Raw genomic sequence first — 12,265 nt, forward strand, 5'->3', positions numbered from 1 at the left:
GGCCCGGACGGTCGCCTGCTGAACGGCGCCGTCGATTTCGCCGCCCGGGCGCGTTAGGAGGCGGACCATGCCGCCTCCCTTCGAACGCCACGTCTTCGTCTGCACCAACCGTCGTCCGGACGGCCACCCCAAGGGGTGCTGCGCCACCAAGGGAGGCGAGGAGGTGCGGGCCGCCTTCAAGGAGGAGCTCGACAAGCGCGGGCTCAAGCGCAGCATGCGCGCCAACGCGGCGGGCTGCGTGGACACGTGCGCCTTCGGCGTCTCCGTGGTCGTCTACCCGGAGGGCACCTGGTACGGCGGCGTGAAGGTGGAGGACGTGCCCACCATCGTGGAGGAGCACCTGGTGCAGGGGCGCCCGGTGGAGCGGCTGCTGATGCCCTTCAACAAGAAGGCGGAGCGCTGAAGGCGGTGACCCGCCTCGCGCCCCGCCCTGGGGAACCGCGTTGAATCCTACCGCCTGGAGCTAGTCGCGGCGGTTGCCCAGCAGGCGCAGCAGCGACAGGAACAGGTTGATGAAGTCCAGGTAGAGGGTGAGCGCGCCCACGATGGCCACCGAGGTCGCGCTCTTGAAGCCCGTGCCCGCGTGGAACTCGCGCAGCTTCTGCACGTCGTAGGCGGTGAGGCCCGCGAACACGAGCACGCCCGCGCAGGCCATCACGAACGACACGGCGCTGCTCTTGATGAAGAGGTTCACCACGCTGGCGATGACGATGCCGATGAGCCCCATGAAGAGGAACGTGCCCCAGCTGCTCAGGTCCTTCTTCGTGACGGTGCCGTAGACGGCCATCGCGCCGTAGGTCGCGGCGGTGATGAAGAACACCTGGCCGATGGAGCTGGCCGTGTAGATGAGGAAGATGACGGACATCGTCACGCCGGTGAGCGCCGCGTAGCCCGCGAACATGACCGCGGCCACCGGGCCGGACAGCCGGGGCGCAAGGATGGACAGGCCGAACACCACGCCCAGCTGCACCAGGAACAGGGCCATCCGGTTCTGCACCGCCACGCGGAGCAGCGCCTCATTGGCCAGCGTCACCATCGCCATCACGCCGGTGAGCGCCAGACCCGCGAACATCCAACCGTGCACGCGCGACATGAACGCGCGCTGCGACTCCTGCACCAGGACGTCGTCCACCGCGCCTGCCTGCCCGCCCTGCCAGCCACCTGAAGATTCCCACGCCATGTGTTTCGTTTCCTTTCGGGCCGGGGACCGCTTCAGTCCCGGCCTCTCTTTAACGAGGACCCTTGAAGGACGCCTTAAAGGGCCTTCCAGGCCAGCAAAAGCTTTGACGCAACTTCCGTCGTGATGAGGGGCAGCACGCCACCGCCGCCCACGATGTTGACGATCTCCGACATGGACCCACGGCACACCCCGCCCCACGCGGGCTGCTTCGCGAGCCCAACAGAGGCGTACGCCGAGTAATCCACGAAGAATGAGGTAGGCAGCACCTGGTTCGTCCCGCAGAGCAGGTGCTCCTCCGGCTGTGTGTCCACTACCTCCTGCACCACGAAGCCGCCGCCCTGCGTGTCCGTCGCTGCGCGCTCGCACAGCTGTTCCCACGTCTTGGATTCGCCGTAGGCACCCTTCACGCGCTCCTCGTAGGGCACGGTGCCCACGGAGCGGCCGAGGAAGACGGCCTTGCCGCCGTAGTCCCACGAACGCTTGAGCACGAATCTCGCGGGCTCCTGGACCACGCGGGCCACGATGTCGTCCACCTTCGCGCCGTCCGGATCCACGCCAGGGCCGTGGCGGAAGGGGCGCGTCCACGGCACCGACTCGCGCACCGCCTCCAGCTCCTCCGGCGTGAGGCCCGCGCGTTCCGCGAGCGCCGCGTCCGTCACCGCCTGCGACAGGAGCGCGAACGTCATCTTCACCTCCACCTGCGAGGCGGGCGGGTTCAAGAACACGGCCTTCTTGCCCGGGACGACGGAGAGGAAGTCCTCCACCCAGGGGGCGGGGTTCTGCTCCAGCCGGCGCACGAAGAGGTGGCGGTAGACCAGGTCGTACTTCTTGCCGTTCACCGTGAAGGTGTCGTCTCCGGACACGTCCTCCGGATGCACCACGTCCGCGTCCGCGCCGAACTCGCGGAAGCGCTCGCACAGCCAGCGCAGCTCCGTAATCTGCGCGTCGTTCTTGCGGCAGAGCAGCGCCACCGTGTCCGGCATCTGTCCGTTGCGCTCGGCCGCGTAGCCGTCCAGCAGCGCGCGGTAGAGCGCCAGCGCGTTGTTGCCGTTGAGCGTGAGCAGCGACGCGAGCGCCTTCTCCGGATAGCGCACGTGCCGCGCGACCACTTCGATGAAGGTGCGTGCCGCGATGTCCGAATAGCCCTGCATGGCCGGGATGGTGGCGTTCACCTCCAGCGCCCAGGGCCGGCCACCGGACACGAAGTAGTCCACGCGCGTGGTGGCGAGCTTGCGGCTCACCTCCCAGGTGGCCTCCGCCATGCGGCGCTCCAGCGGCGACAGCGCGCCCAGCAGCAGCTCCGCGTCTGGTCCGCCCAGGACGGCGCGCGCCATCTTCATCGTGGCGGAGGCCAGCTTCGCGGACAGGAGCGAGCGGCGCTTGATCTCCTCGGCGTCCAGGATGACCGGCGTGGCGGTGATGGGGATGGGCTGGGTGCTGCCATCCTGCTTCGTCACCGCGAGGCCGCGCTGGTAGGCGGTCTTCGCCAGCTCCGGTCCGAAGTAGTGTGCCTGCCTGCGCAGGACATCCATGAGCTCGTGCACGCGCGGAACCTACGACCCCAGGGGCTCGTGGGTCCACAACCCGCGACCCCCGTCGCGGTTCCCGGTGTCCGCCACCTCGCCCTCCGGCCCGGGGCTAGGGCATCCCGGCTTGCACCGGGCAGGGAGGTCGCTTAAAACAACTCAGTTGCTTTTCGAGACCGAGTGGACGTGAGCCGCCTCCGACGCCACCCCAGCACGAGTCGCTCCCTGCCGCGCCTGATGGCGCTGCCGTGGGTGCTCGTGTGCGTGCTGGTGTATGTGGGCAGCGTGCTCCACTTCGCGCTCGTGCAGCACACCACGTGCCTGGAGCACGGGGACGTGATGCACGTGGGCGAGGCGTCGTCCCACGACGGCTCGTTGGAGGAGGCGCTCTCCTTCGACGACGCGCGCGTGGCCCGAGCGCCGGAGTCGAAGGCCACGCCCCACGGTGGTGAGGCCCACTGCCACCACGCCTTCTTCCGCCGCGAGGCACTGCCTCCGGCCGAGTCCGTGCCCGTCATGGCCGCGGTCTCCACGCGCTCCAGCCCGGCGCTGGCGGTGTTCCGCTTCCACGCGGCACCCGTCGCGCTGTTGAGGCTCGCGCCCAAGTTGTCGCCGCCGCGCGCCTAGTCTCCGCCGTCGAAGCCCGCCGTCCTGGTCCCTCGTGTCGTCGTGGGCAGGGGTGTGCCGTGGGCACCGGAGTCGTGGGCATGCGCGTTCCCGTTCGCTGAACGGATCCGCCGCACGCGCATGGAACCTCCGGCCACGCGCACGGGCGCGCGCTTCGTGCCGCGGTTCCTCCTTCCAGTCCCGTCCGGTCCTTCGCGGCCGCTCCTTCCGGGGCGCGGTGCGCGTGCGGTCCGTCCGGCTGGAGTTCCCGCAGTCCATCCCCGTGTCCCTGGAGTTCCCATCATGAAGAAGAAGCTTCTGTCCGCCCTGCTGCTGTCCACCGCCCTCCTCGCCGCCGGTTGCGGTGGTGACGATGGAGAGGAAGCCCACGTCGACGAGGAGGGCTGCGAGCACCTGCAGGAAGGCCCCGCTGCCGCCGTCACCGCCGCCGTCAGTGGCACGGGCCCGGCCGTGAGCAACGACCACAAGCGCTACGACATCGCGCTGGTGGACGTCGCTGGCGGCAAGGGCGGCGCGGTGTCCTTCGCCGTCTCCGAGGCCACCGACTACGTCCTCTACATGAGCGCGCCGGTGCCGGTGACGGTCACCAACAGCAGCGGCGCGGCCGTGGAGATCGAGGAGAGCGCCACCAGCTCCTCGCTCTGCACGGACATCAAGGGCCGCCACGTCGTGCCGCTCACCGTGGGCACGCACACGCTGACCTTCGGGCCTTCGACCCTGTCCTCGGTGTCGCTCGTCATCGAGGAGTCGGGCGAGCACGACCACGACCACTAGCCATCCCTTTCCCTCTCTCAGGAGTTCCCCATGGGTACCTTCCAGCAGTTCCTCGACAGTCAGAAGATCTCCCCCGCGGTGTTGCTGCGTCGCTCCCAGCAGCTCGAAGCGCACACGGAGGAGGACCGCGTCCTCAAGCGCAAGCGCTCCACGCGCCGCCGTGACAAGGAGCAGCAGCAGAAGCCGTACGCGGAGCTGGGCCTGGGCAAGCCGCGCAGCGGCCGGGGCCTGAGCGAGCAGCAGCTCACCGCCGCGCGCGAGGACAAGCCGTTGTCTCCGCGTGTGCGCTCCAAGCTGGTGCGCGCCGTCAACGCGTTGCTCACCAAGGCGGGAGTGACGGCCGTGGACGCGAAGGCGCTCTTTGGCGACGTGTCCGCGCGCGTGGGTCCCACCGTGAAGAAGGCCGCTTCGTAGCGGAAGGAGAGGCGCCCCATGTCCAAGAGCTCTTCTGTCAGTGCCGGTTCCCTGCTTCCCTGCGACGTGCGCCGCGACGGCGACCGTCTGTTCGACGTGGCCATGTGGTGCCTGGGCCAGGACGTACGTTGCCCGGACGGCAACGTGCTGCTCCGGCACGGGCTGGTGCGTGAAGCGCGTCCGCCGGGCGTGGAGGGACAGAGCGCGTACCAGGGGCGGCTCTTGGACGGGGGGCGCCTCACGCTGTGGGGCTTCGGCGCGCTGTGCGAGTCGTGCGGCGCCGCCATCTTCGTGCCGCGCGATGGCTTCATGCCCCGGTGGGTGGAGGAAGCGCGCGGCTCGGCCTTCCGGGTGGAGGACGTGGGAGTCCGGCGCGACGCGGCCACCGGGCCGGAGCGCAGGGCGGCGCGGGCGGGGCTCGCGCGGCTGGCGGACTGGCTCGCGGAGTACGAGGCGTGGGTGGCCCGCGACGTGGGCCTGGCCTGGCGGCGCGAGTGCCTGGCGGCGCGGCGCAAGGCGTCTCCCATTCCCGCCGAAGAGCTGTCCACCGCCTGGATGCGGCTGGCCGTGCGCGTGCGCGCGACCGACGCCGTCGTGCAACACCATGCCGCTCCGATGACCGGAGCGTGAGGAGGACACCATGCTGGCACGTCTGTTCAGAGCCGATGCCCCGTCGGTCCACTCCCACGTCGCGTGGGAGGACCTGCCGGACGAAGCCCTTCCCACGCCGCCGCTCCAGGACGGACTGGGAGACGCACACCTCCAGGTGACGACGCAGGTTCCCCTGGCGCAGGCGTACTTCGATCAGGGACTGCGCCTGCTTCACCTGGGCTGGGCGCTGGAGGCCCGGCGCGCGTTCGCGGAGGCCGCGCGGCAGGACCCAACCCTCGCCATGGCGTGGTGGGGGCTCGCGCTCGCCCGGGGCGCGGGACAGCGCTTCACCGCGGACCGCGCGGAGGCCATCCGCAAGGCGCTGACGTTGGCGGAGGGCACCACCGACATGGAGCAGCGGCTGGTCGTCGCGGCCAGCCTCCTCGCGGACAAGGGGCCCGCCAATGGCAGACATGCCTTCGTGCGGGAGATGGAGTGCCTCATCGACCGTTTCCCCCAGGAGCCCGAGCCGCGCCTGCTGCTCGCGGGCTTCCTGCTGGACGGGTACGAATCCGACGGGCGCCCCGGGCAGGGCCAGCCGTACGCGCAGTTGATCCTGCGCGACCTGTTGCGCACGCACCCGCACCACGCGGGCGTGCACGTGGCCTGGGTGCAGGCGTGGCTGCCCAGCGCCCGGCCGGAGACGGCGTTGGAGAGCGCGGAGCTGCTTCCGTCGCTGGTGCCCTCGGGAAGCCCCGCGCTGCTCGCCGCCGGACGCCTGCTGCTGCGCATGGGCAAGGCGGTGGAGGCGAACCGCATCCTGGAGGCCGCGGTGACGGCGGACGACGCGTACCTCGCGCGTGAGTCGCTGCCCCTGGACGTGGCGCCGAGCGCGGACACCGCCCTGCGCCTGCTCAGCGAAGGCTGCGTGGAAGTGGGGCAGTACCGGGGCGCACAGGTCTGGGCGCGCAAGCTGCGGCAGCGCGTGGAGGCTTCAGGAGGCCAGCCGCAGGCGGTGCTCTTCGCCGCCACCACGCTCGTCGCCGCGCACCTGCGCTTCGGCTTCAGCCGCGCGGCGGCGGAGGTCCCCATGGAGCTGGGAGACGACGCCACCGTCGCGGAGGCGGGACTGCGCGACGCCGTGCGCCTGTACGCGAAAGGCGTCTGTGCCCTGGAGACAGGACGGCTGGGCGACGTGGCGCGCGCGTGCGGCACGCTGGATGCGCTGGTGCTCACCCTGTCGGAAGCGCCGCGCTCAGAGGGCCGCGCCCTGTGCGCTCGTGACGTGGCGCGCACGGTGGAGGTCGCCGCGCAGGAGCTGCGGGGCACGCTGGATGGGCGTCGGGGAGACTCAGGCCGGGCGGAGGCCGCGCTCACGCGGGCGCTGCGCCTGGAGCGCCGTCTGCGTCCCGTGGGCCCCGCGCTCTTCTGCCGGCCACCCCGTGAGACGCTGGCCCGCATCCGCCTGCGCTCCGGCCGTGAGGAGAAGGCCCTGGAGCTGGCGCTGGAGCGGGCAGGGGAGCGGCCCGGCTGCGGCCACTGCATGCTCCTGGTCGCGGAGGCCCACGTCGCCTGCGAGTGCATGACCGAGGCAGCGCACGACTTCGCCGTGGTGTTGGATCTGTGGCGCGACGCGGATCCGCACCTGCCGGGCCTGCAACGCGCACGGGGCTTCGCGGCCCGAGGCCACCGCGGCCGCACCGCGCTCCGCCGGGTGCCGGACGTGGCCTCGGTGGACACCGCGCCCGTCCCTCGGGGTGGAGGAGCGCCCTGGACCGTTCACGGAGCCTGAGCCCGCACGCCGCCGCGCTTGACGCAGGCGCGGCCTTCGCGTCACTAGGGGTCATCCTCCAAGGAGCTGCCCCATGCCGTCGTTCCGCCTGAAGCCCGAGCAGGCCGCGCTGCTCGTCGTCGACATCCAGGAGCGCCTGTGCGCCGCGATGGACCGCGACGCCCTGGACCGCATGCTCGCGCGCACGGGCGCCGCCGTGGAGGGCGCGCGCGCCCTGGGCCTGCCCGTCATCGTCACGGAGCAGTACCCGCAGGGGCTGGGCCGCACGCATTCGCTGCTCAAGCTGCGCCTGGGTGAGTTCAAGCCGCTGGAGAAGATGGACTTCTCCGCCGCCACGCCGGACGTGCTCTCCGTGCTGGGGGACCGCAAGCAGGTGCTGATCACCGGCATGGAGGCGCACATCTGCGTCTTCCAGACGGCGCGCGACCTGGCGGACAGCGGCCGGGAGCCGTGCCTGCTCGCGGACGCGGTGCTGTCGCGCTCGGAGGAGGACCGCCGCGTGGGGCTGGAGCTGTGCCGCGACGCGGGCGCGCGCATCCTCACCGTGGAGTCGGCCCTGTTCGACATGCTGGGCCGCGCGGGCACGCCCGAGTTCAAGAAGGTGTCCGCCGCCGTCCGCTGAAGAAGGGACGACGGCGGCCCACCGCTCACGCCCGGCGCGTGAAGGGCTCGCGCACCAGGCGCACGAGCATCATCAGCAGCACCAGCACCCCGGACAGGACGGTCTGCGAACCGCCCACCGGGAAGTCGTAGAAGTACGCGAACAGGTACCCGCCCGCGCCCGCGATGCCGCCCAGCACGGTCGCAGTGAAGAACGTCCACGGCAGCCGCAGGTCCAGCACCAGCGCGGCGATGGCCGACAGCGTGGAGAACGCGAAGACGGGCAGGGCGCCCAGGGCCCGCGCGCACACGCCCACCATGACGCCGATGGACACCATCAACACCGTGTCCAGCAGCTTCACTGGCAGCCCCTGCACGGTGGCGCCAATGCGGTCGAAGCTCACGAAGGCGATGCCCCGGAACCACCACAGGTGCAGCACCATCAGCACCGCGCCGGACACCGCCACCGCCTGGAGTTGATCCGGCGTCACCAGCACCGCGGTGCCGAAGAGGATGCCCTGGATGTCGTGAGCCTCCTGCGCGATGCGGTCACCCACCAGGATGGCCGCGCCGCCCGCGAAGGCGAACGCGCACCCCAGCAGGCTCTCCCGCGACAGCCGCAGCCGCGCGGGTTCAATCATCAGGATCAGCGTGGCCGCGACGGACAGCACCACCGCGCCCACCAGCGGATCCACATGCACGCCCAGGTGGATCTCCGCGAAGAAGGCCAGCGCCACGCCCAGGCCCGCGGTGTTCGTCACCGCCGCGCTGACGAACACCATGCGCCGCAGCACGACGTAGACGCTGAGGAAGCCCAGCACGCACCCGGCGATGAGCGCGCAGAGGATGGGGTCGCGGAACAGTTCCCAGCCCGCCTGGAACTGTTCCCACTTCGAAGGCTCAAGCAGGGTTGTTTCCACGGTGGGGTCCCTGGGGCGCGGTGTGGCAGTAATCGTCGCCGTACTGGCGGCGGAAGGCCGGGTGGCAGAACACGGTGCGCGCATCGCCCATGACGAAGCAGCGGTGCTCGCGGTCCACGAAGAGGATGACGTCGGCGTGCTCGGCGGCGACGGACAGGTCGTGGCTCACCACCACCACGCCCAGTCCGCGGTCATGCGCGAGCGCGCACAGCCGCAGCATCGTCTGCTTCTCCGCCACTGCGTCCATCGCGGCGGTGGGTTCATCCAGCAGCACCACGTCCGCCTCGGTGGCGATGACCCGCGCCAGCAGCGCGCGCTGCTTCTCGCCGCCGGACAGGTCGCGGAAGGGCCGCTTCGCGATGCCGCGCGCGCCCGCAGTGTCGAGCGCCGCCTCCACCTTCTGCCGGTCCGTCTTGCTGGGGAAGGGCCGCAGGAAGTTCCACCCGGACAGCCGTCCCCAACCGGTCAGCTCGCGCGTGTGCACGGGCAAGAGCGAGTCGATGGCGGACATCTGCGGCACGTACGCGCTGCGGATGTGCGGCGCGCCCAGGGTGATGCGGCCGGACACCGGGGGAATCAGCCCCAGCAGCGTCTTGAACCAGGTGCTCTTGCCAGAGCCGTTGCGGCCCACCACCGCCACGAACTGGTGGCGGCGCACCACCAGGTCCATGGGCGGCAGGATGTCCTTGCCCCCGTAGCCGATGACGAGCTGCTCGCACTTCAGCAGCGGCTCGCCCGGCTCCGGCGGCGGCGCGGCGCGGTGGCCCCGGTCCAGCTCCGTCTCGTGATCACCGTGAGCCACGGTTCACCTCCGCGGTGGGGCTCAGCGCGCCCACCTTCTCCAGGAGCGCGGCGCGCACCGCCGCGTTCTTGGGATCATCCAGGTCCACCACGCCGTCGGCGCCAGGCGGCACGGCGGACCAGTCCACCGCGTCGAAGAGGGCCGGCGTCAGCTCCAGCTTCAGGCCCAACGCCACGCGCGGGTCATTCTCACGGTCGGATGGCACGTCCAGGTCGCCGGTGAGCACCGCGACCGGCGTGGCCTCCGCGCCCGTCACCGTCGCGGTGAATCGGAAGGGCAGGGCCCCCGCGAAGCGCGCAGGGACGCGGCCATCGCGCACGCTGCCCGTCATCCGCAGGCCCGTAACAGCCCAGCGCCCGCGGGACAGCGTCGTCTTGCCCAGCTCGCAGGCGGGCTCGCAGGTGAGGTCGCGGGCCGCGGGCGCCAGCAGGTCCAGCTCCGCGTCCACCGGCAGGTTGGCCACGGTGACGGTGGTGCTGCCACCGCCGCCCAGCTCCGCCTGGATGTCCTCGTAGTCCACGAGCGCCCCGGAGTCGCTGTGGCAGTGCCCGTTGTGGCACAGCGAGTAGCCCGGCGGCGGCGAGGACGGGTCGAACGTCGTGGAACCTCCTCCACCAGAAGAGGCCATCAGGTCGATGCTGCCCAGGCTCACCGTGCCGGTGTCCATGCGCAGCTGGAAGTCGGACGCGAGCGCCTGGTAGTCGTCACCCGCGTTGCGCCCGGACACCGGCGTGTACGCGACAGCGACGGAGGGCTCGAGCACCGCGAAGCCCTCGCCCGCGTCGAACGCGCACCCGGACAGCAGCGCGACGGGGATCAACCACGCCTGGGTTGGAAAGCGCCTCATGGCGTCATTCCCCCTTCCCGGCGAGGCCCTGCTCCAGCCGGCCCACCATCAGCTCCAGGCGCTGCACGTACGTCTGGCTGGAACGGAAGTCGGTGCCGCCGGGCAGCGCAACGAGCGCGGCGGGAATCTTCGACGCCACGAGCTTCGCGATGTTGTCCGGGTAGTAGTCCTCCTTGAGCACCAGCTTCACCTTGTTGGCCTTGCCCTGCGCCAGCACCTGCGCGACGTGGGACGGGTTCGGCGGGATGCCCGGCTTGGGCTCCAGGAAGGCGATGGTCTTGAAGCCCAGCCAGTCCTGCAGGTACGCCGTCGTGCGGTGGTACGCGATGACGGGCACGCCCTTGAAGCCCGCGATCCGCTTCTCCCAGCCCGCCTGCGCCGCCTGCAGCTCCTGCGTGAACTTCGCGAGGTTGGCCTTGTAGGTGGCGGCGTTCTTCTCATCCAACTGCGACATGCGCGCTTCGATGGCGGCCGCCACCTTGAGGGCCTGCCGCGGATCATAGAGGTAGTGCGGGTTGCCGCCGGGGTGCACGTCGCCCTGGCTGCGGTCCACCTGCCCGGCGGGGACCTCCTGGAGGCTCACGAACCGCGACGCGTCCAGGTAGCCCGCGTTGCCCGTCTGGATGCGGCTGTTGCGCGCGCCCAGTTGGAGCGTGGGCAGCCAGCCAATTTCCAGGTCCAGGCCCGCGGCGATGAGCAGGTCCGCGCGGTTGAGCGCGAGCGCCAGGTTCGGCTTGGCGTCCACGAAGTGCGGGTCCTGCGTGGGCAGCGCGAGCGCGGTGACGCCCACCTTGTCCCCGCCCACGGCCTTGGCCAGCGCGGCCAGGTCCGGGAGGGTGGCGACGACCTTCAGGTCCGCGCGAGCGGGAACGGCGGTGAGGCTGACGACGGCGGCGCACAGGGCCGCGAACAGGCGAAGGGAACGCATGGAGGGGCTCCGGAAGTAGGTGTCAGAACGCATGGGCACCGTGGGCGCCGGTCACGACTTCAAGGGCGAGGAAGGCCGAGTAGTCCGGCGTCTCGCGCCAGCCCACGAGGTCCGTGGCGGCCTGCAGGCGCAGGCGGGAGAACTCCGTGGGCCAGAACGTCACCGCCGCGGTGATGCGCTGGCGGTCGGAAATCCATTCGGGGTCGAGCGGATCATTCGCCACGCGGCCCTCCAGCGTCTTCGCGGCCGTGCCGAACTCGTAGCGCACGCCCGTGGCCCAGCGGTTGGAGAAGCGCCACACCGTCTGCGCGTAGCCGCCCCAGTCGGACAGCACGTCCTCCGGCACCTGCCTGCGGCGGTAGAGCACCTCCGCCTGGAGCACCAGCTGCTGCGAGCTCTGCGACGTGATGGGCCGGAACTTCAGGTACACGTCCGTGCCGTAGATGCTGGTGTAGTTGCGGTAGCCCGTGGGGTTGGGACCCGTGGCGGCGGACAGGCCCCACAACAGCGACAGGTCGTCCGACACCGGGAAGAACTGCTTCACCGCGCCCGTGAGCTGGAAGTCCAGCGGTGACAGCACGCGCTCGGCGGAGGCTCCGAAGAAGCTGCGCGCGGTGGCCTCGCCCGTGGCGTCGGTGGCGCTGCCAATCACCTCCACGTACCAGGGCAGCGGCGTGAGCCACGAGCCCTCCACGCCCAGGCCGCGGTTGCCCTCCGCGCCGAAGAAGCGGCTCATGACGAAGGGTTGATCCACGAAGTCCCACGCGTGCGGGTGCGTGGCGTTGATCCGGCCGAAGCGGGTGAGGAACTGGCCCGCGCGCACCTGGAGGTTGGCGGGCAGGTCCAACGTGGTGACGTACGCCTCTTCAATCTCCACGCCGAACTGGCTGAAGACGATGTTGCTGTCGAAGCGGAAGTACGGGTCCACCACGGAGCCGATGGACAGCTCCAGTTGCTGGAGGTTGAAGCCGTTCTTCGTCGGGTCGTGCGCGCCGCCCTGCAGGGGCTCCTTGTTGGAGAAGGCCGCCAGGGCCATGTCCAGGATGAAGCTCAGGTTGAGGAAGTTGGTGCCGCCGGAGATGGCGTTGGGCAGCTTGAGCGGCGTCACGCCGGAGTCGTTCGTCGCGGTGGGTGACACCGGAGACGTGTCGCCGGACGGACGCGCGCGTGTGCTCGTGTCCGTGCCCAGCGCCTTCTCGATCTCCTCCATCTCCTCCGGGCTCAGCGCGGGTGTGTCCTCGGAGGGGGCAGGGGACTCGGAAGG

14 protein-coding genes are annotated in these 12,265 nt (G+C 70.8%); 7 read left to right on the plus strand and 7 right to left on the minus strand.

What is annotated here, in order from left to right:
* Positions 1-67: 67 nt before the first annotated feature.
* Complete coding sequence (locus D7Y21_RS36335) at positions 68-403, plus strand: ferredoxin (protein ID WP_120530529.1); 336 nt, start codon at positions 68-70, stop codon at positions 401-403.
* A 60-nt stretch (positions 404-463) separates the two neighbouring features.
* On the opposite strand, the gene D7Y21_RS36340 is transcribed toward D7Y21_RS36335, so the two are convergent.
* Both D7Y21_RS36340 and D7Y21_RS36345 read right to left on the minus strand, forming a co-directional pair.
* Positions 464-1,180, minus strand: coding sequence for a Bax inhibitor-1/YccA family protein (locus D7Y21_RS36340; protein ID WP_120565927.1), 717 nt, complete (start codon positions 1,178-1,180; stop codon positions 464-466).
* Between the two features lie 74 nt (positions 1,181-1,254).
* On the minus strand, positions 1,255-2,712 hold the full coding sequence (locus D7Y21_RS36345; protein ID WP_370039782.1) for a hypothetical protein: 1,458 nt from the start codon (positions 2,710-2,712) through the stop codon (positions 1,255-1,257).
* A 180-nt stretch (positions 2,713-2,892) separates the two neighbouring features.
* Here D7Y21_RS36345 and D7Y21_RS36350 point away from each other — a divergent pair, with 180 nt between their 5' ends.
* From D7Y21_RS36350 to D7Y21_RS36375, 6 genes are all read left to right on the plus strand, one after another.
* Entirely contained in the window at positions 2,893-3,333 is a 441-nt protein-coding gene (locus D7Y21_RS36350; protein WP_370039779.1) for a hypothetical protein, read from the plus strand.
* 282 nt (positions 3,334-3,615) lie between these two features.
* A complete protein-coding gene (locus tag D7Y21_RS36355; RefSeq protein ID WP_121718130.1) occupies positions 3,616-4,107 on the plus strand; it encodes a hypothetical protein in 492 nt (163 codons plus the stop codon).
* Between the two features lie 30 nt (positions 4,108-4,137).
* Positions 4,138-4,521, plus strand: coding sequence for a hypothetical protein (locus D7Y21_RS36360; protein ID WP_121718131.1), 384 nt, complete (start codon positions 4,138-4,140; stop codon positions 4,519-4,521).
* A gap of 18 nt (positions 4,522-4,539) precedes the next feature.
* Positions 4,540-5,151, plus strand: a complete 612-nt coding sequence (locus D7Y21_RS36365) for a hypothetical protein (protein ID WP_121718132.1) — start codon at positions 4,540-4,542, stop codon at positions 5,149-5,151.
* A 10-nt stretch (positions 5,152-5,161) separates the two neighbouring features.
* Positions 5,162-6,904, plus strand: a complete 1,743-nt coding sequence (locus tag D7Y21_RS36370) for a hypothetical protein (protein ID WP_121718133.1) — start codon at positions 5,162-5,164, stop codon at positions 6,902-6,904.
* Positions 6,905-6,977: 73 nt separating this feature from the next.
* Positions 6,978-7,526, plus strand: a complete 549-nt coding sequence (locus D7Y21_RS36375) for an isochorismatase family protein (protein WP_120565933.1) — start codon at positions 6,978-6,980, stop codon at positions 7,524-7,526.
* Positions 7,527-7,551: 25 nt separating this feature from the next.
* Here the strand turns inward: D7Y21_RS36375 and D7Y21_RS36380 are convergent, their stop codons facing one another.
* The 5 genes from D7Y21_RS36380 to D7Y21_RS36400 form a co-directional block, all read right to left on the minus strand.
* The gene (locus tag D7Y21_RS36380; protein ID WP_121718134.1) at positions 7,552-8,424 is read right to left on the minus strand and encodes a metal ABC transporter permease; all 873 of its coding nucleotides are present in this window, start codon (positions 8,422-8,424) and stop codon (positions 7,552-7,554) included.
* Complete coding sequence (locus D7Y21_RS36385; RefSeq protein ID WP_120566058.1) at positions 8,405-9,199, minus strand: metal ABC transporter ATP-binding protein; 795 nt, start codon at positions 9,197-9,199, stop codon at positions 8,405-8,407. The genes D7Y21_RS36380 and D7Y21_RS36385 overlap by 20 nt, the downstream gene beginning before the upstream one ends.
* Positions 9,200-9,212: 13 nt before the next feature.
* Positions 9,213-10,073, minus strand: coding sequence for a hypothetical protein (locus D7Y21_RS36390; RefSeq protein WP_121718135.1), 861 nt, complete (start codon positions 10,071-10,073; stop codon positions 9,213-9,215).
* 4 nt (positions 10,074-10,077) lie between these two features.
* Positions 10,078-11,001, minus strand: coding sequence for a metal ABC transporter solute-binding protein, Zn/Mn family (locus D7Y21_RS36395; protein ID WP_120566059.1), 924 nt, complete (start codon positions 10,999-11,001; stop codon positions 10,078-10,080).
* Between the two features lie 22 nt (positions 11,002-11,023).
* Positions 11,024-12,265, minus strand: a 1,242-nt coding sequence (locus D7Y21_RS36400) for a zinc-regulated TonB-dependent outer membrane receptor (RefSeq protein ID WP_121718136.1), incomplete at its 5' end; no start/stop codon positions are given.

This window comes from Corallococcus sp. AB045 (assembly GCF_003668895.1).
Lineage (GTDB): Bacteria > Myxococcota > Myxococcia > Myxococcales > Myxococcaceae > Corallococcus > Corallococcus coralloides.

Bases quoted from the DNA above. Each gene is read 5' to 3' on its own strand.
- D7Y21_RS36335 (WP_120530529.1), top strand. From the start codon at position 68: ATGCCGCCTCCCTTCGAACGCCACGTCTTCGTCTGCACCAACCGTCGT.
- D7Y21_RS36340 (WP_120565927.1), bottom strand. From the start codon at position 1,180: ATGGCGTGGGAATCTTCAGGTGGCTGGCAGGGCGGGCAGGCAGGCGCG.
- D7Y21_RS36345 (WP_370039782.1), bottom strand. From the start codon at position 2,712: ATGGATGTCCTGCGCAGGCAGGCACACTACTTCGGACCGGAGCTGGCG.
- D7Y21_RS36355 (WP_121718130.1), top strand. From the start codon at position 3,616: ATGAAGAAGAAGCTTCTGTCCGCCCTGCTGCTGTCCACCGCCCTCCTC.
- D7Y21_RS36360 (WP_121718131.1), top strand. From the start codon at position 4,138: ATGGGTACCTTCCAGCAGTTCCTCGACAGTCAGAAGATCTCCCCCGCG.
- D7Y21_RS36365 (WP_121718132.1), top strand. From the start codon at position 4,540: ATGTCCAAGAGCTCTTCTGTCAGTGCCGGTTCCCTGCTTCCCTGCGAC.
- D7Y21_RS36370 (WP_121718133.1), top strand. From the start codon at position 5,162: ATGCTGGCACGTCTGTTCAGAGCCGATGCCCCGTCGGTCCACTCCCAC.
- D7Y21_RS36375 (WP_120565933.1), top strand. From the start codon at position 6,978: ATGCCGTCGTTCCGCCTGAAGCCCGAGCAGGCCGCGCTGCTCGTCGTC.
- D7Y21_RS36390 (WP_121718135.1), bottom strand. From the start codon at position 10,073: ATGAGGCGCTTTCCAACCCAGGCGTGGTTGATCCCCGTCGCGCTGCTG.
- D7Y21_RS36395 (WP_120566059.1), bottom strand. From the start codon at position 11,001: ATGCGTTCCCTTCGCCTGTTCGCGGCCCTGTGCGCCGCCGTCGTCAGC.